Source organism: Pedobacter sp. GW821-FHT01D05, assembly GCF_059422505.1.
In genome coordinates this window covers 747,452-771,451 of record NZ_JBWKXA010000001.1, presented here as the reverse complement: position 1 = coordinate 771,451, position 24,000 = coordinate 747,452, and the positions used below count along the sequence as shown (strand labels likewise).

Annotated in this window: 26 protein-coding genes; 11 read left to right on the top strand and 15 right to left on the bottom strand. The window is 37.0% G+C overall.

The window, feature by feature from the left end:
* The first annotated feature begins 105 nt into the window (after window positions 1-105).
* The 4 genes from AC07VK_RS03095 to AC07VK_RS03080 all read left to right on the top strand — a co-directional run bounded on the left by AC07VK_RS03095 (window position 106) and on the right by AC07VK_RS03080 (window position 2,634).
* Window positions 106-624 (top strand): thioredoxin family protein, encoded by a 519-nt coding sequence (locus AC07VK_RS03095; RefSeq protein ID WP_215128348.1) that lies wholly within the window; start codon window positions 106-108, stop codon window positions 622-624.
* A gap of 203 nt (window positions 625-827) precedes the next feature.
* Window positions 828-1,508: a uracil-DNA glycosylase gene (gene ung / locus AC07VK_RS03090; RefSeq protein ID WP_492958248.1), complete on the top strand. Its 681-nt coding sequence runs from the start codon at window positions 828-830 to the stop codon at window positions 1,506-1,508.
* Window positions 1,508-2,155: an alpha/beta fold hydrolase gene (locus AC07VK_RS03085; RefSeq protein ID WP_492953215.1), complete on the top strand. Its 648-nt coding sequence runs from the start codon at window positions 1,508-1,510 to the stop codon at window positions 2,153-2,155. The genes ung and AC07VK_RS03085 overlap by 1 nt, the downstream gene beginning before the upstream one ends.
* Window positions 2,156-2,220: 65 nt before the next feature.
* Complete coding sequence (locus tag AC07VK_RS03080; RefSeq protein ID WP_494939777.1) at window positions 2,221-2,634, top strand: GxxExxY protein; 414 nt, start codon at window positions 2,221-2,223, stop codon at window positions 2,632-2,634.
* A gap of 121 nt (window positions 2,635-2,755) precedes the next feature.
* On the opposite strand, the gene AC07VK_RS03075 is transcribed toward AC07VK_RS03080, so the two are convergent.
* Window positions 2,756-3,226, bottom strand: coding sequence for an Lrp/AsnC family transcriptional regulator (locus AC07VK_RS03075; RefSeq protein ID WP_025142637.1), 471 nt, complete (start codon window positions 3,224-3,226; stop codon window positions 2,756-2,758).
* Window positions 3,227-3,353: 127 nt separating this feature from the next.
* On the opposite strand from AC07VK_RS03075, the gene AC07VK_RS03070 reads away from it, so the two are divergent.
* On the top strand, window positions 3,354-4,016 hold the full coding sequence (locus AC07VK_RS03070; RefSeq protein WP_492953213.1) for a metal-dependent transcriptional regulator: 663 nt from the start codon (window positions 3,354-3,356) through the stop codon (window positions 4,014-4,016).
* Window positions 4,003-5,868 carry an Nramp family divalent metal transporter gene (locus AC07VK_RS03065; RefSeq protein WP_492958244.1) on the top strand — a complete coding sequence of 622 codons (1,866 nt, stop codon included), beginning with the start codon at window positions 4,003-4,005 and terminating at the stop codon, window positions 5,866-5,868. The genes AC07VK_RS03070 and AC07VK_RS03065 overlap by 14 nt, the downstream gene beginning before the upstream one ends.
* Window positions 5,869-5,995: 127 nt before the next feature.
* On the opposite strand, the gene AC07VK_RS03060 is transcribed toward AC07VK_RS03065, so the two are convergent.
* The gene (locus AC07VK_RS03060) at window positions 5,996-6,475 is read right to left on the bottom strand and encodes a TlpA family protein disulfide reductase (protein ID WP_492953211.1); all 480 of its coding nucleotides are present in this window, start codon (window positions 6,473-6,475) and stop codon (window positions 5,996-5,998) included.
* A 310-nt stretch (window positions 6,476-6,785) separates the two neighbouring features.
* Here AC07VK_RS03060 and smpB point away from each other — a divergent pair, with 310 nt between their 5' ends.
* Window positions 6,786-7,235: an SsrA-binding protein gene (gene smpB, locus AC07VK_RS03055; protein ID WP_492958242.1), complete on the top strand. Its 450-nt coding sequence runs from the start codon at window positions 6,786-6,788 to the stop codon at window positions 7,233-7,235.
* A gap of 80 nt (window positions 7,236-7,315) precedes the next feature.
* Here the strand turns inward: smpB and AC07VK_RS03050 are convergent, their stop codons facing one another.
* The 3 genes from AC07VK_RS03050 to AC07VK_RS03040 form a co-directional block, all read right to left on the bottom strand.
* Complete coding sequence (locus tag AC07VK_RS03050; protein ID WP_029279871.1) at window positions 7,316-7,972, bottom strand: protein-L-isoaspartate(D-aspartate) O-methyltransferase; 657 nt, start codon at window positions 7,970-7,972, stop codon at window positions 7,316-7,318.
* A gap of 91 nt (window positions 7,973-8,063) precedes the next feature.
* Window positions 8,064-10,544 carry a replication restart helicase PriA gene (priA, locus tag AC07VK_RS03045; protein WP_492958240.1) on the bottom strand — a complete coding sequence of 827 codons (2,481 nt, stop codon included), beginning with the start codon at window positions 10,542-10,544 and terminating at the stop codon, window positions 8,064-8,066.
* Window positions 10,544-10,930, bottom strand: a complete 387-nt coding sequence (locus AC07VK_RS03040) for a DUF423 domain-containing protein (protein WP_029279875.1) — start codon at window positions 10,928-10,930, stop codon at window positions 10,544-10,546. Before AC07VK_RS03040 ends, priA begins: the two co-directional genes overlap by 1 nt.
* A gap of 90 nt (window positions 10,931-11,020) precedes the next feature.
* Between AC07VK_RS03040 and AC07VK_RS03035 the strand changes: the two genes are divergently transcribed.
* Complete coding sequence (locus AC07VK_RS03035) at window positions 11,021-12,589, top strand: hypothetical protein (protein ID WP_492958238.1); 1,569 nt, start codon at window positions 11,021-11,023, stop codon at window positions 12,587-12,589.
* Window positions 12,590-12,618: 29 nt separating this feature from the next.
* On the top strand, window positions 12,619-14,028 hold the full coding sequence (locus AC07VK_RS03030) for a DUF5723 family protein (protein WP_492958236.1): 1,410 nt from the start codon (window positions 12,619-12,621) through the stop codon (window positions 14,026-14,028).
* A 5-nt stretch (window positions 14,029-14,033) separates the two neighbouring features.
* Here the strand turns inward: AC07VK_RS03030 and tsaB are convergent, their stop codons facing one another.
* The 8 genes from tsaB to AC07VK_RS02990 all read right to left on the bottom strand — a co-directional run bounded on the left by tsaB (window position 14,034) and on the right by AC07VK_RS02990 (window position 19,312).
* Complete coding sequence (gene tsaB, locus AC07VK_RS03025) at window positions 14,034-14,729, bottom strand: tRNA (adenosine(37)-N6)-threonylcarbamoyltransferase complex dimerization subunit type 1 TsaB (RefSeq protein WP_492953207.1); 696 nt, start codon at window positions 14,727-14,729, stop codon at window positions 14,034-14,036.
* A gap of 332 nt (window positions 14,730-15,061) precedes the next feature.
* The gene (gene yidD, locus AC07VK_RS03020) at window positions 15,062-15,292 is read right to left on the bottom strand and encodes a membrane protein insertion efficiency factor YidD (protein ID WP_108201106.1); all 231 of its coding nucleotides are present in this window, start codon (window positions 15,290-15,292) and stop codon (window positions 15,062-15,064) included.
* Complete coding sequence (locus AC07VK_RS03015) at window positions 15,276-15,674, bottom strand: ribonuclease P protein component (RefSeq protein ID WP_492958234.1); 399 nt, start codon at window positions 15,672-15,674, stop codon at window positions 15,276-15,278. Before AC07VK_RS03015 ends, yidD begins: the two co-directional genes overlap by 17 nt.
* Before the next feature lie 67 nt (window positions 15,675-15,741).
* Window positions 15,742-15,900, bottom strand: a complete 159-nt coding sequence (gene rpmH / locus AC07VK_RS03010; RefSeq protein ID WP_010601723.1) for a 50S ribosomal protein L34 — start codon at window positions 15,898-15,900, stop codon at window positions 15,742-15,744.
* A 513-nt stretch (window positions 15,901-16,413) separates the two neighbouring features.
* Window positions 16,414-17,148, bottom strand: coding sequence for a LytR/AlgR family response regulator transcription factor (locus tag AC07VK_RS03005; protein ID WP_492953205.1), 735 nt, complete (start codon window positions 17,146-17,148; stop codon window positions 16,414-16,416).
* A complete protein-coding gene (locus AC07VK_RS03000) occupies window positions 17,126-18,187 on the bottom strand; it encodes a sensor histidine kinase (protein ID WP_492953204.1) in 1,062 nt (353 codons plus the stop codon). Before AC07VK_RS03000 ends, AC07VK_RS03005 begins: the two co-directional genes overlap by 23 nt.
* Window positions 18,177-18,524: a DUF4288 domain-containing protein gene (locus tag AC07VK_RS02995; protein WP_492953203.1), complete on the bottom strand. Its 348-nt coding sequence runs from the start codon at window positions 18,522-18,524 to the stop codon at window positions 18,177-18,179. The genes AC07VK_RS03000 and AC07VK_RS02995 overlap by 11 nt, the downstream gene beginning before the upstream one ends.
* Before the next feature lie 23 nt (window positions 18,525-18,547).
* A complete protein-coding gene (locus AC07VK_RS02990; protein ID WP_492953202.1) occupies window positions 18,548-19,312 on the bottom strand; it encodes a LiaF transmembrane domain-containing protein in 765 nt (254 codons plus the stop codon).
* A 132-nt stretch (window positions 19,313-19,444) separates the two neighbouring features.
* Between AC07VK_RS02990 and AC07VK_RS02985 the strand changes: the two genes are divergently transcribed.
* On the top strand, window positions 19,445-20,317 hold the full coding sequence (locus tag AC07VK_RS02985) for a ChaN family lipoprotein (RefSeq protein ID WP_492958232.1): 873 nt from the start codon (window positions 19,445-19,447) through the stop codon (window positions 20,315-20,317).
* A gap of 39 nt (window positions 20,318-20,356) precedes the next feature.
* Here the strand turns inward: AC07VK_RS02985 and mscL are convergent, their stop codons facing one another.
* Entirely contained in the window at window positions 20,357-20,806 is a 450-nt protein-coding gene (gene mscL / locus AC07VK_RS02980; protein WP_492953200.1) for a large conductance mechanosensitive channel protein MscL, read from the bottom strand.
* 167 nt (window positions 20,807-20,973) lie between these two features.
* On the opposite strand from mscL, the gene rpoN reads away from it, so the two are divergent.
* A complete protein-coding gene (gene rpoN / locus AC07VK_RS02975) occupies window positions 20,974-22,446 on the top strand; it encodes an RNA polymerase factor sigma-54 (protein WP_029280404.1) in 1,473 nt (490 codons plus the stop codon).
* A 543-nt stretch (window positions 22,447-22,989) separates the two neighbouring features.
* Here rpoN and AC07VK_RS02970 read toward each other — a convergent pair.
* Window positions 22,990-24,000 carry a PorP/SprF family type IX secretion system membrane protein gene (locus AC07VK_RS02970; protein WP_492953199.1) on the bottom strand — a complete coding sequence of 337 codons (1,011 nt, stop codon included), beginning with the start codon at window positions 23,998-24,000 and terminating at the stop codon, window positions 22,990-22,992.

Sequence of the window (24,000 nt, the reverse complement as noted above, 5' to 3'; positions counted from 1 at the left end):
CTAATTATTTTTTTTTGCAAATATCGTGTTTAAATGGCAGAAATTAGATTTTAAAACAATAATTTCATTAAAAATTTAAAAGCTCAAAAAAACCGTCTCTTAAATATGAAAATCCTATTATCCATCACCCTAATTGTACTTGCAATGAATGTTTCTGCACAAGAAGTTAATAAAAAAATCCACGATCAAGTCCACAATAAAGATATTCTGATTAACGCCTGTACGCGTGAAGGAATTACTGCTTTTCCTGAGTTTAAAGAAATGTATGATCCACTTTACGCGGCATATATACCCGATGCAGCAACCATGATTGAGCTAAAAAAACTGGTTAAAAACGAAAAAATAAAAATCGTTCTAGGCACCTGGTGTGGCGATAGCAAAGCTAACGTGCCAAATTTCTTTAAAATTTTAGATGCCCTACACTTTAAAGGGAAAAACGTTGAAATTATTGCGGTTGATGGAAATAAGAAGGCTGAAAATGGCATTCTGGATGGTCTGGATATTGTAAGGGTACCAACTTTTATTGTTCTTGATAAAAAAGGAAAAGAACTTGGACGGATTATAGAAGGACCAAAAACAACACTGGAGGGTGATTTACTGGCAATATATAAGAAGAAATCTTAAACTTTTTGAGAAGATTTGGGTTCATGGTTTAATGGTCCATGGTTGATCGCCAAAGAGTTCAGAACCTAATAGCTTAATACTTACGGACTCATAGTTTAATAATTTACAGCTAATGGTACATGGTCTAAACTGAACACCCAAACCATTGACCATAAACTATCAAACCATCAACCATATTACATACACATCTTACATAAAAAAACATGTCTGCAGCATTAGAACCAGGTTGGTTAGCCGTTTTAGAAGAAGAATTTGAAAAAGACTACATGAAAAGCCTTAAGTCTTTTTTACAGGAGGAGAAAAACAATGGCGCAACGGTTTACCCAAAAGGCAGTGATATTTTCAACGCATTAAACACCACGCCATTTGATCAGGTAAAGGTTGTGATTTTAGGTCAAGACCCCTATCATGGTATTGGCCAGGCGCATGGTCTATCTTTTTCGGTACAACGCGGTGTAGCCATTCCGCCATCGTTAAAAAATATTTACAAGGAGTTAGAAACTGATATTGAAGGTTTTAAAGCACCAAACCATGGGCACTTAACACATTGGGCAGAACAGGGCGTACTGTTGTTAAATGCAACTTTAACCGTTCGTGCTTCGGAAGCAGGCTCGCACCAAAACCGTGGCTGGGAAATTTTCACGGATGAAATTATTAAGGCTTTATCTCAAAAACGCGAACATATTGTGTTTCTTCTGTGGGGTAAATATGCGCAACAAAAAGCGGCTTTAATCGATCAGAAAAAACATTATGTACTTACGGCTGCCCACCCATCACCATTTTCGGCTTACAATGGCTTTTTTGGATCGAAACATTTCTCTAAAGCAAATCAGCTTTTAGTACAGAACAATTTAAGCCCCATCGACTGGAACTTACCAGCCTAATGAATACTTACTTTATCAGCGGTTTAGGTGCCGATAAAAGGATTTTTTCAAAGCTGAAGCTTAATGAAAATATCAATATGATTCATATCGATTGGATTATTCCGAATAAAAATGAGTCATTAGCTTCTTACGCCCAACGATTAAGTAGCGTAATAGACTTAAGCCAACCCTTTGCTTTGGTTGGCGTTTCTTTTGGAGGGATGATTGCTGTAGAAATGGCTAAATTATTAACCCCTGCAGCAACGATTATCATTTCGAGTACTATGTTAAGTACTCATCTGCCTGCATTATACCGCTTTGCAGGGAAACTTGGACTGTTAAAATTTATTCCTGCTAGGCTCTTAAAATCATCGAATAAACTTACTCAGAATTACTATTTCGGCACACGTTCCAATAGTGAGAAAACTTTGTTGGGCAAAATTATAAAAGATACCGATCCTTATTTTTTGAAATGGGCAATCGGAAGTATTCTAAGCTGGAGCAATAAAATCAAACCTAAAAGCATCTACCATATTCACGGCACCAACGATAAAATTTTATATTCAAAAATTGCTCAGCCAGATTTTATTATAGAACATGGAACGCACTTTATGGTTTATCAAAATGCTCAGGAAATTTCGGGAATTATTGATAAATTGCTCTTGTAATTCTACCAACTAACGAATTACTTAAAAATCATCCTAAAAACATTATTAACTAATTAATGGATTTTATGGTGATCAATAAAACTTTTCTCGACCAATTAGAATACAAGGTTACAGGTGCTTGTATAGAAGTAAATAGAATTCTCGGCCCTGGCCTTCTCGAAAGTGTTTACCAGAAGTGCTTAATGAGAGAACTACAGCTACAAAACATAAATTTTACCGCTGAACATCCTATTATACTTTCTTATAAAGATGTGCTACTAAATACAGAACTCAAGGTAGATTTAGTGATTGAAAACTGTCTGGTATTAGAACTAAAAGCGGTTGAGCGTATATTACCCATTCATGAAGCACAGATTTTAACCTATATGAAATTATTAAAAATACCAAAAGGACTGTTGATCAATTTCAATTCAACCAATATAGTTCATAACGGAAAAAAGAGTTTTGTTAATGAACTTATGTACGATATAAACCCTTAAACATAAAAGCATGAACTCCCAACTTAGATGATCTCAGGTGGCTTAGGTGGTAAAAAAAATATGGACCACCTTAGTCATCTTAGGACACCTTAGCATTTTAGGTTGCCATAATTACTTAATGTTAATACTCCAGCGGTACTATCGGTTCTTTTTTCGTGGTCGACATGATCATCATCGTTTGGAAAGTTTTAACCACGGAAATCTTACTGATCTTATCCATAATTAAACGTTCGTACGCTTTAATGTCTTTCACATAAACCTTTAATAGAAAATCGGCCTGACCAGTAACGTGGTGACACTCAGTAATTTCCTTGATTTGGTTTACTTCATCCAAAAAGATCTGAATGGTATTATTTTTATGAAAATCGAGTTGAATCTGAATAAAGGTTTTTATACCTAAACCCAGCTTTTCTTCGTCTACCAACGCATGATAACTTTTAATATATCCTGCCATTTCAAGCTTGCGTACACGTTCTAATGTTGGTGCAGGTGATAAACCAATTTCTTGGGATAAAAGCAAGTTGGTAATTCTTCCGTTCTCTTGAAGAATTCTTAAAATTTTAAAGTCAATTTTATCTAATTCAGATGCCATATGGTGTTAAAGGTATTTGAGAATACAAACATAACCAAATTATATTCTAAATTTTAACATAATTTATCATATATATTTTAAATAAAAATTTTTAGATTTACCTAAAAATAAAATTAGATAAATATAAATGCAAAGTTACACGGAAGAGAACTATCTAAAGACTATTTATCATCTGGCAGAGCAAACAATAAACGTTCAAACCAATGCCATTGCAGAGCAAATGCAAACCAAACCGGCATCTGTAACCGACATGATTAAGAAATTAGCCGATAAAGGTCTGGTTGATTACATTAAATATCAAGGCGTTACTTTAACCGAAATAGGAAAAAATACAGCGATAGATATCGTGCGTAAACATCGCTTATGGGAAGTTTTTCTGGTTGATAAATTAAACTTTAAATGGGATGAGGTACATGATGTGGCAGAAGAATTAGAACATATTAAATCAATTGAGCTGATTGAAAGACTAGACGAATTTTTAGGCTTTCCAAAAGCCGACCCCCATGGCGACCCCATTCCCGATAAAAACGGAAGATTTGCCAAAACCCAGTTTATTAAATTAATAGAACTAAAAATAGGCGATCAGGGCACCATTACAGGTGTTACCCAGCATAGCTCGGCATTTTTAAAACATTTAGAAAAACTAGGCTTAACCTTAGGCAAAAAAATCCAGATCAGCGATGTGACCGATTTCGATGGCTCGGTAGAAATCGTTTTATCCGATAAACAAGTTAATATTAGTAGAGAAGTTGCAAAACATATTTTAATCAGCAGTAATGGCAAAAACTGAATCGTTAAGTGAAGTACATCAAAGTGTAAATACAGATAAAAGAAAAGGCTGGAGGAGAATTCTAGCTTTCATTGGTCCTGCTTATTTAATTAGTGTTGGTTACATGGATCCCGGTAACTGGGCAACCGATTTAGCGGGTGGTAGTAAATTTGGCTACCAATTAATCTGGGTTTTATTGATGTCGAACCTCATTGCATTACTATTACAATCGTTAAGTGCCCGTTTGGGAATAGTAAGGGGACTGGATTTAGCGCAGGCCTCTAAACAGGCATATCCGCGTTGGGCCAATATTCCATTATTTTGCTTAGCACAAACCGCAATTATAGCCTGCGATTTAGCCGAAATTATCGGGATGGCCATTGGTTTACAGCTCCTTTTTGGATTGCCACTAATCTGGGGTATTTCAATTACTATTTTCGATACCATTTTACTGCTCTTTTTACTCAATAAAGGCATGCGGGCCATGGAAGGCTTTATCGTTTCGATGGTTTTTATTGTTGGGATTTCCTTTCTTGTTGAAATGTTTATTGTAGAGCCTTCACTTAAAGAGGTAGCCAAAGGTTTTGAGCCCTCTATACTAAATGGTGATGCACTTTATATTGCCATCGGGATTATTGGTGCCACCGTAATGCCGCATAACCTGTATCTGCATTCATCTTTAGTACAAACCAGGAAGATTGAGCGTAGTAATAAAGGAATTAAGGAGGCCTTAAAATTTAACCTCATTGATACAACCGTTGCATTAAACCTTGCTTTTTTTGTTAACGCCGCTATACTGATTCTTGCTGCAGCTGCCTTTTATAAAAATGGACTACACGAGGTAGCCGAAATTCAGGATGCACATAAACTACTTTCGAACATTTTTGGCAATGTTGCCCCAACCCTATTTGCCATAGCGTTAATCGCCGCCGGGCAAAGCTCTACTGTTACCGGAACTTTAGCAGGACAGATTATTATGGAAGGCCACATTAACTTAAGGATTCAACCTTGGTTACGGCGCATGATTACACGTCTTTTGGCGATTATTCCTGCATTTTTCACGATATTACACTATGGCGAAGACGCCCTTGGTGGCTTGCTGGTACTGAGTCAGGTAGTATTAAGTTTGCAATTGGGTTTTGCCATTATTCCGTTAATTCATTTTACATCAGATAAAAAACTGATGAAAGATTTTGCAATTAAACCCTGGGTTAAGGTATTGGCATGGGCAAGTGCGCTAGCTATTATCGCATTGAATGTAAAACTGGTAATTGAAGAAATAAGTGGCTGGGCAAAAGAGGCTAACAGTTGGTGGATTTATGTGATTGTAATACCGGCATTAATCCTGATCGTTTTACTCCTGCTTTATATTTTCTTCCACCCGTTATTAGAAAAGAAAAGAAATGCTTCAAAACAGCTTGTGCCCCATGGGAATGCTCTGGATATTGGAAAAATAGACAAAATCAGTTACAAGCGGATCGGAATTGCCGTAGATTTCTCTAAAAACGATCGAAACACGATCCGGCATGCTTTAATTCAGGGTGGTAAAGAGGCACACTATTACCTGATCCATATTGTAGAAACTGCTGCTGCCCGCTATCTTGGTAATGAAGTAATGGACCATGAAACGCAGAGCGATGCTGCTAATCTGGAGAAATACAGGACTAACCTGGAAGATCTTGGATATGATTCTACACCTTTTATCGGTTTTGGCAGTACTGGTAAAGCCATAGCCGATATCAGCAACAGAAATGAGATGGAGCTACTGGTAATGGGTGCACATGGCCATAAAGGCTTAAAAGACCTTATTTTCGGCACCACGGTTGATTCAGTACGGCATAAGGTAAATATTCCGGTTTTGATTATCCGGTAATTTTTTAGACCTGTCCTTCAACTTATAACTTACTCATGGTTATAAATAATTAACCACAGATCAAAAGAATGAATACTGATATCAAAATCAGTGTTTATCTGTGTAATCTGTGGCTAAAAAATTAAGATTATTTACCTACTACCGTCATTAGCTTTTTTACGCCACCATCTCCCGATTGGTACATCAGTAGTTTACCAGCTGAAGAATATAAGTACATTGATGGGTATTGCTTTGGCAAAAAGGTTGGGATAAACATGCGTTTTTTATCCTGCAATACCAGTACATTGGGCTTGGTGTTTAAGCCCTTGGCATAAGAATTGAAAAACTGCGGAATGATATACTCCTCATCCATGGTAATCATGTAAATATTAATGTCTTTAAATTTGGCGTAATTGGCATTCAGATTTTTACTTTCCCGCTGGCAATGCTCACAAGTACAATCAAATAAGATAAATAGGTTCTTTTTTCCTTGTTTAATATCATTATTTGAAAACGGTTTTCCATCCAGTTTGTAAAAGGTGAATTGTGGCAATAAAGTAGGTTGCTGTGCTTCTACCCGAAAAGTAACGGCTAACAATAAGATTAAAAGTAGGTTCCTGAATTTCATTTTTGAGATTTAAAGTCCAAACTTAAACGAATAAATACGAACATAATAATATATCCTTAGCTTTTACAAACAGATGAACATTTTTATCCAAGAGAAGTCAAATATGCACATTGTTCAGAATCGTCACCCTGAATTTATTTCAGGGTCTATTTATATGAAAGATGCTGAAATAAATTCAGCATTACGATCGCATTAAACACGAAATAAATTAAAACTAAATTATCACATCATTTTTTAGGATATTTGCAACCCGGCATGTATATTTTATACCATTGCTGAATATTACAACAACATATACTTTATTAAAATTTTGAAAAACGACATCAACATAAAGAATAAAAGAGCATATTTCGACTACAATCTTTTAGATAAATACGTAGCAGGGATTGCGCTTTTAGGAACTGAAATAAAAGCAATCAGACAAGGTAAAGCCAACATGACCGATGCATTTTGCATGTTTATTGGGGGTAACCTTTATGTGCGCAACCTTCATGTTTCGGAATACTCACACAGCTCTTTCTATCATCACGATATTAAACGCGACCGTGCTTTACTACTGCAGAAAAAAGAAATTAGAAAATTAAAGCTTAAAGGCGAAGAAAAAGGTTATACCATAGTTCCATTACGCATTTTCATCAATGAAAGAGGTTTCGCTAAAATAGAAATTGCACTGGCTCAAGGTAAAAAAGAATTCGACAAACGTGGTAGCATTAAAGACAGAGATACCAAACGTGAGTTGGATAGAGCGATGAAGAGATAGGTTAGTCTACAGTCATGAGTCTTTAGTCCTGAGTCCAAATCGACTAAAGACTGAAGACTTCGGACTAGGGACTTAAACTACTACCACGCCTGGTCGCCCACTAAAGGCACAAACCTAAAGGTATCTAACACAATTTTTTCGTAATCGGTTTCGCTTACGCGGATAACAGTAACCATTTTCTGGGTTTTCTCATCTCCTACCGGGATAACCAGAATGCCGCCTATTTTTAATTGTTTTAATAATATCTCCGGAACCAAAGGAGCACCTGCAGTAACGATTATTTTGTCGTACGGCGCGTGGGCAGCAATTCCTTTCGAGCCATCACCACAGTAAAAAGTAGGCCGGTAACCCATTCCTGGTAAAACCTGAATGGTTCTATTGTAGATATTTTCTTGTCTTTCGATGGTAAAAACATTTGCGCCTAGTTCCATTAAAATACAGGTCTGATAGCCCGAACCCGTTCCGATTTCGAGTACCTTATCGCCCTTTTTAATATGCAAAAGCTCACTTTGGTAAGCAACAGTATAAGGCTGGGATATAGTTTGCCCATCACCTATTGGAAACGCAATATCTTTGTAGGCTTGGTTCCAAAAAGTTTCATCAAAAAAGAAATGACGTGGAACTTTACCTATGGCCGTTAACACATTTTCATCTTCAATTCCGCGAGATTTTAACAACTCAACCAGTTTTTTTCTCGCTCCACGTTCTCGGTAATTATCAACAAATTTATACGCCATGAGCTTCAAAATTAGCTTTTTTTAACGGTGATACAAGATAAAGAAATCCACATTACCGTAAGTAACACTAAATCAAAACTTAAATTAGTAATTAATACGGATCTACATCTATTTGTGTAAAAACCCCTTTAAATTCTTTGGTCGCATTAAATTGGGTCAGGGTTTCTCTTAATGCATCTTTAACTTTTTGAATGGCAGTATGCTTATCAGCCTTGATAATGATCTGTTTGATATAAAGATTCCGTACACGACTTACTAAAGGTTGCTCCGGACCTAAAACCCGTTTACCAAATTTCCCTTTAAGGATATTGGCCAGCGTGAATGCTGCGTGATCTAATACATGAGAATCTTTATGTTTTACATACAAGAATATCATTCTGGAAAAAGGCGGATACAAGAATTTCTCACGCTCAACGATTTCGTCGTTGTACATGCCCTCATAATCGTTGTTCACCACTTGCTTGATAATACGGTTTTCGGCATCATAAGTCTGAATACAGACATTCCCCTGATCGGCCCTTCTACCTGCCCTACCTGCAACCTGCGCCAACAGCTGGAAACTCCTTTCGTAAGCACGGAAATCGGGGTAACCTAAAAGCGTATCGGCATTAATTACCCCAATAAGATTCAGGTTATCGAAGTCCAATCCTTTAGCCACCATTTGCGTACCGATTAAAATATCGGTTTTCTTCTCTTGGAAGTCATTTAGGATCTGTTGGAGCCCATTCTTTGTCCTTGTACTGTCCATGTCCAACCTGGCAATGGTAACTTCTGGGTAAAGTAACCTGAGCTCTTCTTCAATCCTCTCGGTACCAAATCCTTTTTGCTCTACATGCACCGAGCCGCAGGCCGGACAGATATTTACGCTACTTTGTTGATAGCCACAATAATGGCAATGTAATTTGCCGCTGCTTTTATGATAGGTTAAACTTACATCGCAGTTTACACATTTTGGTGTATAACCACAGGTAGCACAGATTAAAATGGTGGCATAGCCCCTTCTGTTCTGAAATAACACAATCTGTTCGTTTTTAGAAAGCGCCAGATCGATATCTTTGATCAATACACTCGAAAAATACGAGCTCATTGTTTTTTTCTTCGTTTCTTCCGAAATACTTACCACTTGCTGGTTTGGAAGCTGAACACCGCCGAAGCGCTCTTTCATCTCTACAAGTCCATATTTGCCTTGTAAAGCATTATAATAACTCTCTAAAGATGGTGTAGCCGAACCTAAAACAACCTTAGCCTGATGCAGATAACCAAGATAAATGGCCGCATCCCTGGCCTGATAGCGTGGTGCCGGGTCGTATTGTTTGTAAGAGGGTTCGTGTTCTTCATCAACCACAATTAATTTAAGATGTTGAAAAGGAAGAAAAACGGCTGAGCGGGCACCAAGAATTACCTTGTAAGCACCTGTTCGCACTTTATTCCAAATTTCTACCCGCTCACTGTTGTTGAATTTAGAGTGGTATACCCCTATTGAATTACCAAAATAACGCTTAATCCGTTCTACAATTTGGGTTGTCAAAGCAATTTCGGGCAACAGGAACAATACCTGACCATCTGTATTTTGAATGATTTTTTCAATCAGCTTGATATAAACCTGTGTTTTTCCCGATGCGGTAACACCATGCAGCAAAACCACCTCCTTCTCTTCAAAGTATTGGTTAATCTGGCCTAATGCTTTCTGCTGGCCTTCATTCAGCTCAAAATTCACACTAAACTCTTCATCATGAGCGGCCAGGCGACTAACCGGTCTTTTCATCACCACAAAAATATCTTTATCGGTTAAAGCTTTTAATGCCGCTGGTCCACAATTGCTCTCTTCCAGAAGCTGTTCTTTAGAGATCGGCAGATTTGATTTTTGTAATTTCAGGTAAGCCAGTAAAGCGTCTAATTGTTTAGGCGCCCTATCCAAAACATTAAAAAGCTGTTTCAGATTTTCTTCATCGCTATAAAAATCATTTAATATGATGAACGATTTAAGCAAAGGTTTATATTTCTGCACCACCTCCTCGGCTACCAGGATCAATTCTTTATCGAGCAAGTGATTGATGATCGGGTATACGGTTTTCTGCCCAAGAAGCTTGGAAACATCATTAACAGTAAGTTTCTGCTGCTGTTTCAGTGCATTGATAATGATTTCTTCCTTATCGGTAAGTTGGGTATCTTCATTGTAATCATCGCGAAGAATCAAGATCGTTTCGCTGGCCAGCTTTAAACTTGCAGGCAAAGCAGCCGCCATTACATCACCTTCATTACACATGTAATAATTGGTCATCCATGTCCAGAATTTAAGCTGCATGGGTGTAATTACAGGCTCAGCATCTACTATATCGATAATATATTTTGCCTCATAAACCGTTGGTGGTACGGTGCTGATGCCGCTGATTAAAGCGGTATAAATTTTATGTTTGCCAAACTGAACCACCACACGTTTTCCGACGGCAACCTGGTCGTTTAAATCGAAAGGTACCCGATAAGTATAGTTTTTCGCCAAAGATAATGGCAAAATAACTTCAACAAAAAGTGTTTCTCTTTCTGCAAAAATATCGTTTTCGAAAGTATTCATTATTTATCTTTAAATGCAGCAAAAAAGAGCATTATCCATCCCAATACAAATAAAAGCCCACCAATTGGTGTTATTGGACCAATAAATTCAGTAAATCCTAAGTGTGATATGCTTCGGGTGGCCAATAAATATAATGACCCAGAAAAAAGGATGATTCCAAATGTAAAGCAGAAATAAGCGATATTAATGAGCTTGTTTCTGTAACGTGCGAAGGTAGAAAGGTACAATAGTGCAAATGTGTGATAGAACTGATAATCAACACCTTTTTGCCAAATTTCTAATGATGGTCCATCAATTAGGGCCTTTAGGCCATGCGCACCAAATGCCCCCAGCAAAACAGCAACAGCCCCAAAAAAAGAAGCAGTAAGGATTATTCGTTTATTCATAGTTATTTGCAAGTAGCAATCGCTAAATTAATAAATTGACAAAGAACTTCTCACTAATCAATGTAATAAATTAAATTTGTTGCACAGCAGATGAAAAAAATCATAATTCTAACAAGTGCATTATTTTTAGGTGTAGCCTTTATGGCCTACCTCTATTTTTCGAAATTGGGAATTGATAATGATGCGAAAGACCTGGCGCTGCAATCGGCAACCAATAATGCCGCATTGGTATTTTCTTTTCAGAACGACAAAGGTTTTTACGATATCATTGAAGGGCAACAGCTTATCCAACAGGTTTTAGGGAAGGATAAAATAAACCTGTTAAAACAGCTAAAAACAAGTATCATCGACGATAATCTGCTAAACAGATACCTGAAAGATCAGCAAGTTTATATTAGTGTGCTGCCCGACTCGAATAAAACCCTGAACTTCTTAATTACCGTACAGATACAACGTGATAATGACATCGAAAAATTCTACGAACAGTTAAAATTAAAAAAAGCAATCAGCAAAAAGGCTAAAGACCTGTACCTGGTGAAACTCAATGACAGTTTATCGGTTTATTTAGGTATTCATGACCAGGTATTAACAGCTTCAACATCACTCAAACTGATCAATGATGCCAATGTACGTTTAACAGAAAATCCATTTACCGAATATATTAAGGAGAATAACCGCCAAATTAAAAATGTACTTACCCATGTTTATATCAATTTTAATCAGGCGCCATTACTGCTCAGAAATATTATTGCTGGCAACATTAACGGAGAAATTTCAATTTTTAATAAACAGAACAGTTTTGCTGTACTTAATTATAATTTTAGCAGAGAAAAGATTCTTTTCAGTGGAAATACAGAGTTAAAAGATCAGTATAACTACCTTAAACTATTCGAAAACACCGCTGCACAAAATACATTTATCCAAAATATCCTCCCTGATCATACAGCAAACTATGCACTTTATGCTTACGATGATTACGGCAGATGGCTCAAAAAATTGAATAGCTGGCAGGAGCAAACGAAAATACTTCCCGAAACTAATGCAGTAATAAAAAAGGTAAAAGATGAATACAGAACAGATTTAAATTCGATATTCACCACTTACACGAAAAATCAATTTATTCTTTTTCAGTTAAACACCAGCGAAAAACTAGGTGCAATTTCATTATCAAATGGGGAAAAAGTAAAACAGTTATTGCTCGATGTAAGTGCAGATTACAATGAAGACATTAAACTCTTTAAATCATCTGATATCCTGTATAGTTACTTTGGCGAACCATTTAAAAAATTCGGCAGGCCATATTATACCATTGTAGATAATAATTTGGTTGTGGCCAATAATGCCAGTACAGTTCAATCATTTTTAAATGATTATAAGCATAACAGGCTCTTAATACAGGTCCCACAATATTTAGATGCAGTAAACCAGATTTCAACTACTTCGAATGTGAGTTATTACATTAACACCAAAAATTCGGCAGATATTTTCAGGAACAATATTCAGCTTCCATTTTATAAACATTTGAGGGCCGATAGCGGTTTAAAAAGTTTCGATACTTTTTACTACCAGATGAGTGCAGACAAAAACAAATTTATCACTAACTTGCTTTTAAACAAATATTTAAAGCCAGAAATACCAGATTCGTTAAGTAACCGTTAATAAGGAAACAAGCCCAGAAACTATTATACATGAAGAAACTTTTACTTGCGTTACTGGCATTAGCCAGCTTCGGGGTTGCAAATGCACAACAATATGCACTTTTTGGTACCAAAACCATGTTTGATGCCTTCGAAAACCCATCTCAAAAATCTTTCACCTTAGATTCATCAAGAAGATTTTCTTCCAATTTTTTCCTCCCCTATTTTGGAACAAATGCCATTAACAAAGGGGACTCTAAGTTTGCCATAAGAAAATTAACACAGGAAGGTATTTTTGATACAAGAAGTTTACCGATTGGTACTGGAGAAGTGAACCATTTTTTCGAAAACAGCAATATTTATGTAGCTGCATTCAGACTTTTCAAATCTTATAAGTATCAAAAGGAGATGGGCTTTTCCTGGCAGATCAGGTCTGATGCACATATCGATTACACAAATGAAAGTCTTGCCATTTTCGATTCTTTTGAAAGATTTAATACCAACCAACAGTATACCGGAATATTTGATAGCAAGGGTTATGAACAAAGTTACCATCAGTTTAGCTTTACCTATCGCGAAAACTGGAACAAAAGGTTGGCTTTTGGCTTAAAAGCAAGTGTACTGAGCGGGATACTTTATAACAAATTAAATGTTGCTGACTCTTATTTATATATCGATCCTGAGTCGGATGCCCTCTTAATTGGCTTAAGAGGAACCTATTCCAGCAATTTTTCTGACTTTAATGAGGTAGATAAGAAAAATTTCTTCCCTAACTTTAAAAACCCAGGACTATCATTAGGTTTTGGAGCCAATTACACCACTAAAAAAGGCTTATTTTTAATGGCGAATGTTAAAGATCTGGGTTTTATCTGGTGGCGAAGTAATACGCAACGTACTACTGTAGATCAAACGAAAATTATTGAAAACATAGAAAACAACCAATCTAATACCAACCAGGAAATAAAAGACATTTTCCTTCTTTCAGAGCAGAGCAAAAAGTTTTTAGCACCGACTAACGCCAAACTGGATGTTTACTTATCTAAACGATATGGCTTTTATAAACCAGGCCTGGCCGTTTCGAAAAACCTGTTTTACAAAGGCGGAGATATTGCTTTTGTAAACACTTTTATAGCTAATGATTTTTCGGGAAGTATTACTCCCTTGTACAACTTAAACGGTGTTTTTATGGTTGGACTGCAGGCAAAATACCAAACTCCGAATTTCGAATTATTTATGGGGACCGACAATTTAGTAGCTACCAGTTTCCAAACCATGGGCATGATTAAAAATGATGCTACGGTAGGTAGCGGTCCAAATGGTGCTTCTTTTTATATGGGTGTAGGCATTAAATTCGGCAACGTGGTTAACCATCCGCAGTTTGCCGATGTAATACCTGGCATCAATGATAATGAAGGCGGAAGTTTTTTTAAAAGTTTGTTTTCGATCTTTAAAAGAAAATAACCGTTTTAACCTTGTGCCTGTTGTTTTTTAGATTGCGTAACGACAAAATCTTTCAGGTAAAAAGGTTCGAAATAGGCTACATCTTCAAATTTACTATTACTGAAAGCTTCGTTAGCTAACCGCGACATATATGTTGCAGCATTGAAATTAGCCTCATTAAACTTTGCGTTTTGGTGTGTTAAAACTTCAGCACACTTAGCTGCTCCATCGCCTAAAAAAGTAACCGTTTGCTTTGCGAGATAATCAGTAAAGCTTGTTTCATCAATAATTTTTGCTTCAGTTGGTGTGATTACGTTTAACGAACGATCGAAAATTGAGGTATACACTTCCATTCTGCGGGCATCAATCATTGGACAGATTAAACCTGAATAATCAGGGTTTTCCGTTAAAAAACCTGCAGCCATCATCTCTAGCGTTTCAATAGCGATTAATGGCTTATCTAGTGCATAACAGAGTCCTTTCGCCGTAGAAACACCAATGCGAAGCCCTGTATAAGACCCTGGGCCTTTACTTACCGCAATGGCATCTAACTCGGGGTAACTTAGCCCTACAGTTTTAAGCACTTCATCAATGAACAAGGTTAGATTTGCAGCATGCAGATTCTGCCCTTTCTCTTCTTTAAATGAAAATGTTTTGCCGTTAACAGATAGTGCAACAGAACAAATTGCAGTAGCGGTTTCTATTTGAAGTATTTTAGCCATTGCGCAAAGATAAGTAAAATGAAAGAGAAGATAAGTTTGGAGTTGAGCGTTTAGGCGTTGATTAACCGATTTAAACAATTAACCAGTTTAGCATTGGGCGTTTGGAGTCAATAACCGATTTAAGCAATTAACTGGGGCAATTATCCCTCGTGGTGTATCATCCTGAGCGTAGTCGAAGGATCGTTATAATTGAAATGAAATAGATTTCTCCGTTCCGCTACGCTATAGTCGAAATGACGGCCGCGTTAACCAATAATCAAATGACTAATGAATCAATAACTAATGAGCGATGGCAACAAATGAATTAATGACCATTGAACTAATGAACGCCGCTATGGAACCGGATCGTGACCATGTTTACCCCATGGATGACAACGGCCAATGCGTTTCAGTGCCAGCCAACCACCTTTAAATGGTCCGTGTTTTTTAATGGCTTCTATCCCATACTGCGAGCAAGTTGGCGTAAACCTACAATTTGCACCCAACATTGGCGAAATGGCATATTGATACACTTTGATTAAACCTAAAAAGAACCATCCGAAAATTTTATTGATGAATTTCATTTAGCTGGATTAAATTTTGAAAGCGTTTAAAAGTAGCAATCAGTTTTTTCTCGATAAAGGCAAAATCATATTTTTCTTTCCCCACAAACTGAATAGAAATCAAAAGCAATCCCCTCTCAGTAGGCAAAGGCATGTATAATTTATCTTGTTTATTTAGGCGATAAGCTTCGCGTATGCGACGCTTGAGCAGATTGCGGTCTACTGCCCGTTTATATCTTTTTTTAGGGACGTTGATTACCACCTGTGCCTGCACATCAGCTGGTTGATCGACAAAAAGATAAGAAATCCGAAAAGGGTATAATAAAAAAGAAGAACCGTTTTTAAACAACAGGTCTAAATGTTTCCTGCTGCATAACCGTTCTTCTTTCCTGAATGTGTACATATATTTTTGATTGATGACTGCAGATTTTGATCTGCCGATCCCGAATTAACGGAAAAGCAATCAAAAATTATGCTTTATGCTTGCGTTCGTCAGAAACTGTTAATCTTTTTCTTCCTTTAGCACGACGTGATGCTAATACTCGTCTGCCGTTAGCTGTTGCCATTCTTTCGCGGAAGCCGTGTTTGTTTCTTCTCTTTCTTTGCGAAGGTTGGTATGTTCTTTTCATGACTGTATATTATCTATTGTAAAATTAAGAGGTGCAAATATAAAGCGATTTCTCTACAAATGCAAGAGTGATTAATTATTATTTTTTCTATTTAAGTGCAAATGTAAAAAATCTTTTGAAAAAAAGGGCTAATGTTCTCCTTTCACTCGATTACCTGTGTTATTTATTTCATCAAACGTTCCTACGGAACGAAAATATGCATATGGCATTTTTTCTACCAATGATTCGTTCCTATGGAACGAAATAAGCAGCCCGTGGCAATATCCCTTGTTATTAGTATAAGGCGCTAGAAAGGCGCAAACCATTAATAGCAGCATAGCAGGTGTAAAATAAACCTGATTGCAGTGATCCCGATCCTTCATCGGAACTCGTACAAAAAAGCAGGACTACCCATAACTTTAGCAGTTGATTGCTTTCCAAAAAAACTAATGACTACTTAGTGAGCTAACATCTTCCTTGCAATGAAGACCCTGAAATAAATTCAGGGTGACGCCAGTTATAAAACATTACTTTTTACAAGCCCAACGCAGCCTTCAATTTTACATAACCAGTTTTACTCACCGGCAACCAGATATCAGACTTTAACAGCACTACATAACTATCTTTCTCTTTTAGCTCTATTTTGGTTACCTGGGCCAGGTTAATGATGTAAGACCTATGTATGCGGATAAACTGGCTTACATCAAGCGTTTGTTCGAAATAAGCCATGGTTTTGTTCTTATAGAAAGCACCATCAACGGTACTTAACTTCACATAATCATCATCAGCCTCTAAATAGTTGATATCGGCAACAGGAATAATCTTAATTACACCATCTTTTTTAACCACTACCCTATTATTTTGGGCCGGAGTTAAAGCTGCTGCATCCAAAACGGCCTCGGTATTTTCGGTTTGATTTAATTTGTTGGGCAGTTTTTTAATGGCCGCATCGAAGCGCGATTTATCGATGGGTTTAAGCAAATAATCTACGGCATTAACCTCAAAAGCTTTAATGGCATATTCATCAAAAGCTGTAGTAAAAATTACTGCTGGTTTATCTTCAACCAGCTCGAGCATTTCGAAACCACTTATTTTAGGCATTTGGATATCCAAAAAAATTAAATCAGGCTTATGCAGGGTAATGGCTTTTAAACCTTCGAACCCATCACCACATTCGGCTACAATCTCTATTTCTGCATGATCTGAAAGGTAATATTTTACAATATCTCTTGCTAAAGGCTCATCGTCAATTAGTATTGTTCTGATCATTTTTTTGTGGAATTTTTAGGGTGGTAATATATAAATTATTTGCCTCAATATCGGTTTGCAACAGATGGGTATTCGCAAATAACAGATATAACCTGCGTTTAATGGCACTTAAACCAAATCCTGTTCCTCCTGTAGCCTTCATTTCCGGATCAAAAGGATTTTGTACCCGGAGCTGCAAAATATTATGCTCAACGGTAACATCTATCTTGATGGTAATGCCTGCGGAAGTATTATAAAGTCCGAATTTAATAGCATTTTCTACAATGGGCTGCAACAAGGTACCTGGCAAACAAAGGTTTAAAGTATCTTCAGCCACATTAACTTCGATATTTAACCTGTGGCTAAACCTCACCTTCTCAATATCCAGATACAATTGAATATACTCCATTTCTTCTTCGACCGAAACCCACAATTCGTCATCACGTTTTAAGGTTCCGCGAAGAAAAGAAGCTAATTTCATGATCATTACACCTGCCTCTTTCGGATTAACCATGGTAAGTGCAAATACCGAGTTTAAGCTATTGAAAAGAAAATGTGGCTGTAATTGATGTCTTAGCTTATTTAACTCGGCCTCTTTGGCTAAACTTTTAGCTGCCGATAGTCTTTCGTGTGTTTCTGATTGTTCCTCTAGTCTATACCATAAAATATTAGCTAAAGCACACCAGGCTAAACACATAAAAGAAATTAAGCCCCTGAAGGCAAAAGAGAAATTGTAAAAATCTTTATACTCCTTATAATCAGAAAAAATAAAGAGTACAACATATTTTGATGCAAAAATAATCACAAAAGTAAGCGCAAGGGCGATGATCAGTACGTACAACATCCGCTCATTTTTTGGCTGGTAATACCCAAGCATGTTACTGATACCAATGCAGGCCAAAGCCAATAAAAAATTATTGGTTAAGCTATCGGTTATTGATATCCACCAAGAAAAATTAACTACATAATGTAATCCAACACCACACAATACAGTCCACACTATTGCAATGGTAAGCGATATTTTCTGTATCTGCGGAACGGATAAAGGTCTAGTTGTCAAAATGGTTTTGATTAGTTAATGATTTATTGCGGTGCGCTAGCTTTTCCAGATATTGCGCAACCGATTTGGGTTCAACAATCCTGGAACTTACTTCCACACCATCAGCAAGTTCTTCTACTGCCGATATTCCACCTACACCTATAAACTTCCATACTACTTTATCGCCGTTACAATTATTAAAAGAAGGGTTAAAATGTACAGCATTCAATTTCGCTTTGTCTAAAGCCTGCACAATCCCATCTGCGTGGATTAAACGCGTCTGTTCATTAAACTGGGGCGTATGTTTTCCCTCACCACAAACTACCTGATAGATACAATTTACTGCAAACCATTTCATAGGCGATGTTTTATAATAAATTTTTAGAAACTTTTAATTTCGATCCCTCCAAATAAAGCCGTCCCGTCTAAAATCAATATTTTTTTCATCTCCGCTACCGGCATTACATGCGATCTTTTATCTTCAACGCTACCAAATAATGCCGTTACGTTCGATTTTATTGCCCAGTTTTGTGGTACAATTAATTTAATTCCTCCAAAAACTGCTGTTACATCAAGTGATACCGTTTCAGGAAAATCAGCCTGAGTCATTACAATATCCGCTCCGCCAAACACTGCAGTAATATCGCCCCCTTGAAAGTTTTTAGAGTAAACAGTCTGGTTGCTGCCCCCAAAAACGGCCATTACATCAATAACATCATTGTTATTTACAGTCTTTTTACCGCTAGCTTCGTCAAAATCGAAATCGGCTTTATTCTTATCCTTACGTTTTTTTCTAAAGGCCAAGGTATCCTTTGGTCTGAAAATTAAAAAGCCCCCCACTATAACCAAACCAATACCTAAAGCGTATTTAGATAAATCAAGATCTAACCCGGGAATATTACCTAAGGTATTGTAAGCACCAATCAAAATCAGGATCAGCCAGGCTATTCCTTTAAAGTTACGACGAACGCCGATAAATACACCAAGTGCAATTAAAAAATTAGACCAGCTGAATATCCATCTTGGAATATTTAGTCCCATATTATTCAATAGAAATGCAAATCCGATGATGACTATGATGAAGCCACTCCAACTCCTTCCCGAGTTTTTAATGTGGTTGTTATCATTTTTATTAAGATTATCCATGTGTGTTCATATTTAATAATCCAAAAGTATCAATAAGCACTCCACCATCATATATGCATGGTGTAAGAACTCGGTAAAAGGCGGTAAGCAGCCTTATTTCGTCGGTGAAAATATTTTTGTTATTTTGATGGCATGAAATTTTCCCTTTTGATATTTGCTTTCGCTATTTCCACCGGCTTGTATGCGCAGGAAATAAGTAATCATTATAAGATTTATGATGTAAAAAAACAGAAATCCATATCAATAGACAACATTGTTGCCGATATGGACCAGGCAGATGTTTTATTCTTTGGCGAAGACCACAACGATTCTGTAGGCCATTACCTGGAAGCAGCGCTTTTTAAAAAACTTCACTCAAAGTACCCGTTAAAAACGGCACTATCTTTAGAAATGTTTCATACCGATGTACAACCTGAGGTAGACGAATATTTAGCAGGCTTAATCTCAGAAAAGAATTTTGTAAAAGAAGGCAGGGCCTGGGGCAATTACAAAGATTATAAACCTTTAATAGAATATGCAAAACAAAATAAGCTAAAAGTTATCGCTGCAAATGCGGCTACGCGTTACAGCAATGCAGTCACCCTAGGCGGACTTAAAGTTTTAGAAAATTTCCCCAAAACATCATTCATTTTTTTACCGCCCTTACCTATTGATACCGCTCGGGGCAGGTATTATGAAAAATTTATAGAAACTTTGGGTGGCCACAGCATGGGCTCAATGAAGATTTACCAGACCCAAAATTTATGGGATGCTACCATGGCCTGGTCAATAAATAAGTTTATTAAGGCAAACAGGGGCTTTAAGGTTTTTCAGCTTAATGGGCGTTTCCATAGTGATGAAAAACTGGGAACATTGGCAAAACTTGTACAATCAAATCCAAAATTAAAAGTCCTGAACATTTCGTCATTTTCCGATGAAAGCTTTGCCAATCCAGATTGGGAAAAGTTTAAGAATCTTGGCGATTATATCATTATAACCGATCCAGGCGTAAAAAGAAGTTATTAAAAAAAGCCGTCCCTTTTACATCAGGACGGCTTTTATATGTTATGCTTTTGTTTTTAACAGATCTCTGATTTCGGTTAAAAGCGTTTCTTCTGCTGTTGGCACTACCGGTGCTGCAACTGCCACTGCTTCCTCTTTCTTTTTCATTCTATTAATCGCTTTAACCATCATAAAAACAATTAAAGCCAGCAATAAGAAATTAATGGCTACTGTAATAAAATTTCCATAAGCAAATATAGCTGCATCTGGTGCAACCTTTTTAGCATCTGCCAGCGAAGCACCCTTAGGAATCAGTTCGGCACCTTTACCCATTGCAAAATAAATGCTGCTAAAATCTGGTTTACCAACCATTGCAGCTACAATAGGCATCACTAAATCGTCGATTATACTGGTAACAATTTTACCAAAAGCGCCACCTATAATTACGCCGACCGCCAAATCGAAAGCATTACCTTTTATGGCAAATTCTTTAAATTCTTTTACAAAGCCCATATTTTATTAAGTTTTAGTTTTTTTATTCACTAAAGTAGCAAACATTAAACTCAATACAAATGTTTATGAAATAATTTTAAAACCAAACATATCGATAGCATTTAAGTCAATTCAGCAGAATATCTGAAATCTATTGTTTATTTTTGCTCCATTCTTTTATATTTACTATGCTAAAGCAACACTTACAACAAAAATTATTACAAAAGTTATCACCGCAACAAATACAGTTTATTAAACTGCTGCAGGTGCCAACCGTTGCTTTAGATACCCGTGTAAAAGAAGAACTTGAAGAAAACCCGGCACTTGAAGATCCAAGCTTAATGACTCAGGATGAGCCAAAGAGCGAATACGATGATTTGAATGACGGGCCTGAAGATTACGAACAATCATCAGAAGATACCAGTATGGATGAATTTAATGTAGATGATTATTTACAAGACGATTCTACCAATGATTATAGTACCAACTACAATAATGGTGATGACGATGAGGAGAAAAAAGAAACTCCAATTGCCATTGAAAGTACTTTTTTTGAAAGTTTACAGGAACAATTAGACCTTATTCCCCTATCCGATCAGGATTTTATTATCGGCAAACAGATTATCGGTAGTTTAGATGATGATGGTTATTTACGCCGTCCGCTGGGTTCCATGATTGATGATCTTGCTTTTTCTCAGAATGTTATGGTTGAGGAAGAGGATGTATTGGAAATGTTAAAACTGATCCAAAGTTTCGATCCTCCAGGCATTGGCGCAAGAGACCTGAAAGAATGTTTACTGATCCAGTTAAAAAGGAAAGACCCGAACAATCCGATTATAGTTAAAGCAATGAATGTTGTAGAAAACTATCTGGATGAGTTTACGCGTAAACATTACGATAAATTAGAAAAAAGTTTAGGTTTAGATAGTGAAGAACTTAAAGAGGTTGTAAACGAAATTTTGCGTTTAAACCCGAAACCAGGTGATGCCAATCAGGTTACCACCAAACAAATGCAGATTATTCCTGATTTTCACATCAGCAATAATGATGGCGTATTGATTTTGACGCTAAATTCGAAAAACGCTCCTGAACTAAAGGTAAGCAGATCTTACCAGGAGATGTTTGAGCATTACGACAAAGCTTCATCAAAAGATAAAAAGCTGAAAGAGGCCGTGCAGTTTGTGAAGCAAAAACTAGATTCTGCGCGATGGTTTATCGATGCGATTAAACAAAGACAACAAACTTTGTTAAAAACCATGAATGCCATTATGCACTATCAATATGAATATTTTTTAACGGCCGATGAGCGTAAAATGCGCCCAATGATCTTAAAAGATATTGCCGATAAAATTGATATGGATATTTCAACCGTATCAAGGGTGGCAAACTCTAAATACGTACAGACTGAATTTGGTACTTTCTTATTAAAATCCTTCTTCTCAGAAGCTATACAAACAGAAAACGGCGAAGAAGTTTCGAATAAAGAGGTTAAAAAAATATTGGAAGACTGTATTGGCAATGAAGATAAACGCAAACCTTTGGCTGATGAAAAATTAACCGAAATTTTAAAAGAAAGAGGTTATAACATTGCCAGAAGAACCGTTGCAAAATATCGTGAGCAAATGAATATTCCGGTAGCCAGACTCAGGAAAGAGCTTTAGATCAGTTGGCAGTTTACAGTTATCAGTTTGCAATTATCAGTTATTAGTTTCCAGTTAGCCATAAATTAGCAATTGCCAAATAGAAGCTTTATTGTTACTGAGAAATGAAAAGTTAACTACTTTTGGGAGCTTCAGTCCCGCTTTCCATTCCAAATCCGTCTCGACGGGATTCATCGTTTACTGGCTTTCCATTGCAATCGGTTTAAGCACAAAGCTTGTGCACCCTGCAACCTCAAAAATGAAAAACTGCCCTGGCTATTTAGCCCCGGTTGCAGCGTTACCCTGCAGCGAGGAGGTATGACGAAGCGAAGCGTAAAAGCGTAAAACGGGAGGACATTTATTGATTTGCACAGGCACTGCGCTCCACATGTAAGCTGTGAATTTCCCTAAATAATATCATATGCAAAGACGATGACCAGGATTCGCATTTGCAATTCGGCTAAGTTGTATTTATGGCGATAAAATCGCCTTTCTCCTCCATTCTCGTTACAAACGAGGACGATGAATAAGTTTTTCAGCCTATCGCTCATTGTAAACTGAAAACTACCACATTTTAATATACGATGGTACTTTATAGATATTGTTCAACAATAAACCCAAAACAATTTCATGACTGCCGTTACTCACTTGATTTAGCTGTGAAGTGGTAAAATCGTAAGAATAAGTTAAATTAACCATTTTCCCGACATTGAAACCTGCCATTGCTGCAAACGAATCATCTTTACGATAACTCCCCCCTAACCAGATTTTGTCTTTAAAAGCCAGTTTCAGGTTTACATCAACAGAAACCGGTGCCGGCGATACATACTTTACCATTACCGATGGCACAGCGGCAATTTCATCATCTAAGAAAAACTTATATCCTGCGGTAGCAAAGTAATGTGGAGCTTCTTTGCCTAAATTATAACTATTATCACCTGTAAAGCTTAATTTCTGAGGTAAAATCTGCTGTACCGATAAACCAGCAAACAACCTGGCGCCATATAACCATAAACCGATGCTTAAATCGGGTTTCACCTGGTTAATCAATGCCCTGTTCATAATCGGATCTATCGGTGTATCGAAAGTAAGCGAATTTACATCTAACGAGATACTCGAAATACCTGCAGCAACACCTGCCGATAAATTGAAATTATTACTTAGCTGTAAATGATAAGCATAGGTAACATTGGCATCCAATCTTTTTATCGGCCCAGTTTTATCCAACACGGCCGTTACCCCCATTCCATGATGCGATGGCGACGACATGTAGTTTTGCATATAATTACGGTCCATCGGATTACCTGTTTGCTCAGGGAAAGAGGTTAGCGCATTACTCCACAATTGATTATCGCCCAAGGCCCAATGTGCCGATACAAATGAAGTTTGAGGCGCATCGGTAATACCCGACCATTGTTTACGGTAACCAGCTTTAAAATCGAGGTAATTTTCGATTCCTGAGAGCGCCGGATTTAGCAGATACTGATTAAAAATGTATTGGGTATACTGTGGCTTTTGTTGTGCAAAAGCCTTAAATGTTGCAAAAAGGGCAAATATGATGATGAGCTTCTTCAA

Coding starts and splice junctions, on each gene's coding strand:
- AC07VK_RS03095 (WP_215128348.1), top strand. CDS start 106: ATGAAAATCCTATTATCCATCACCCTAATTGTACTTGCAATGAATGTT.
- ung (WP_492958248.1), top strand. CDS start 828: ATGTCTGCAGCATTAGAACCAGGTTGGTTAGCCGTTTTAGAAGAAGAA.
- AC07VK_RS03085 (WP_492953215.1), top strand. CDS start 1,508: ATGAATACTTACTTTATCAGCGGTTTAGGTGCCGATAAAAGGATTTTT.
- AC07VK_RS03080 (WP_494939777.1), top strand. CDS start 2,221: ATGGTGATCAATAAAACTTTTCTCGACCAATTAGAATACAAGGTTACA.
- AC07VK_RS03075 (WP_025142637.1), bottom strand. CDS start 3,226: ATGGCATCTGAATTAGATAAAATTGACTTTAAAATTTTAAGAATTCTT.
- AC07VK_RS03070 (WP_492953213.1), top strand. CDS start 3,354: ATGCAAAGTTACACGGAAGAGAACTATCTAAAGACTATTTATCATCTG.
- AC07VK_RS03065 (WP_492958244.1), top strand. CDS start 4,003: ATGGCAAAAACTGAATCGTTAAGTGAAGTACATCAAAGTGTAAATACA.
- AC07VK_RS03060 (WP_492953211.1), bottom strand. CDS start 6,475: ATGAAATTCAGGAACCTACTTTTAATCTTATTGTTAGCCGTTACTTTT.
- AC07VK_RS03050 (WP_029279871.1), bottom strand. CDS start 7,972: ATGGCGTATAAATTTGTTGATAATTACCGAGAACGTGGAGCGAGAAAA.
- priA (WP_492958240.1), bottom strand. CDS start 10,544: ATGAATACTTTCGAAAACGATATTTTTGCAGAAAGAGAAACACTTTTT.
- AC07VK_RS03040 (WP_029279875.1), bottom strand. CDS start 10,930: ATGAATAAACGAATAATCCTTACTGCTTCTTTTTTTGGGGCTGTTGCT.
- AC07VK_RS03035 (WP_492958238.1), top strand. CDS start 11,021: ATGAAAAAAATCATAATTCTAACAAGTGCATTATTTTTAGGTGTAGCC.
- AC07VK_RS03030 (WP_492958236.1), top strand. CDS start 12,619: ATGAAGAAACTTTTACTTGCGTTACTGGCATTAGCCAGCTTCGGGGTT.
- tsaB (WP_492953207.1), bottom strand. CDS start 14,729: ATGGCTAAAATACTTCAAATAGAAACCGCTACTGCAATTTGTTCTGTT.
- yidD (WP_108201106.1), bottom strand. CDS start 15,292: ATGAAATTCATCAATAAAATTTTCGGATGGTTCTTTTTAGGTTTAATC.
- AC07VK_RS03015 (WP_492958234.1), bottom strand. CDS start 15,674: ATGTACACATTCAGGAAAGAAGAACGGTTATGCAGCAGGAAACATTTA.
- rpmH (WP_010601723.1), bottom strand. CDS start 15,900: ATGAAAAGAACATACCAACCTTCGCAAAGAAAGAGAAGAAACAAACAC.
- AC07VK_RS03005 (WP_492953205.1), bottom strand. CDS start 17,148: ATGATCAGAACAATACTAATTGACGATGAGCCTTTAGCAAGAGATATT.
- AC07VK_RS02995 (WP_492953203.1), bottom strand. CDS start 18,524: ATGAAATGGTTTGCAGTAAATTGTATCTATCAGGTAGTTTGTGGTGAG.
- AC07VK_RS02990 (WP_492953202.1), bottom strand. CDS start 19,312: ATGGATAATCTTAATAAAAATGATAACAACCACATTAAAAACTCGGGA.
- AC07VK_RS02985 (WP_492958232.1), top strand. CDS start 19,445: ATGAAATTTTCCCTTTTGATATTTGCTTTCGCTATTTCCACCGGCTTG.
- mscL (WP_492953200.1), bottom strand. CDS start 20,806: ATGGGCTTTGTAAAAGAATTTAAAGAATTTGCCATAAAAGGTAATGCT.
- rpoN (WP_029280404.1), top strand. CDS start 20,974: ATGCTAAAGCAACACTTACAACAAAAATTATTACAAAAGTTATCACCG.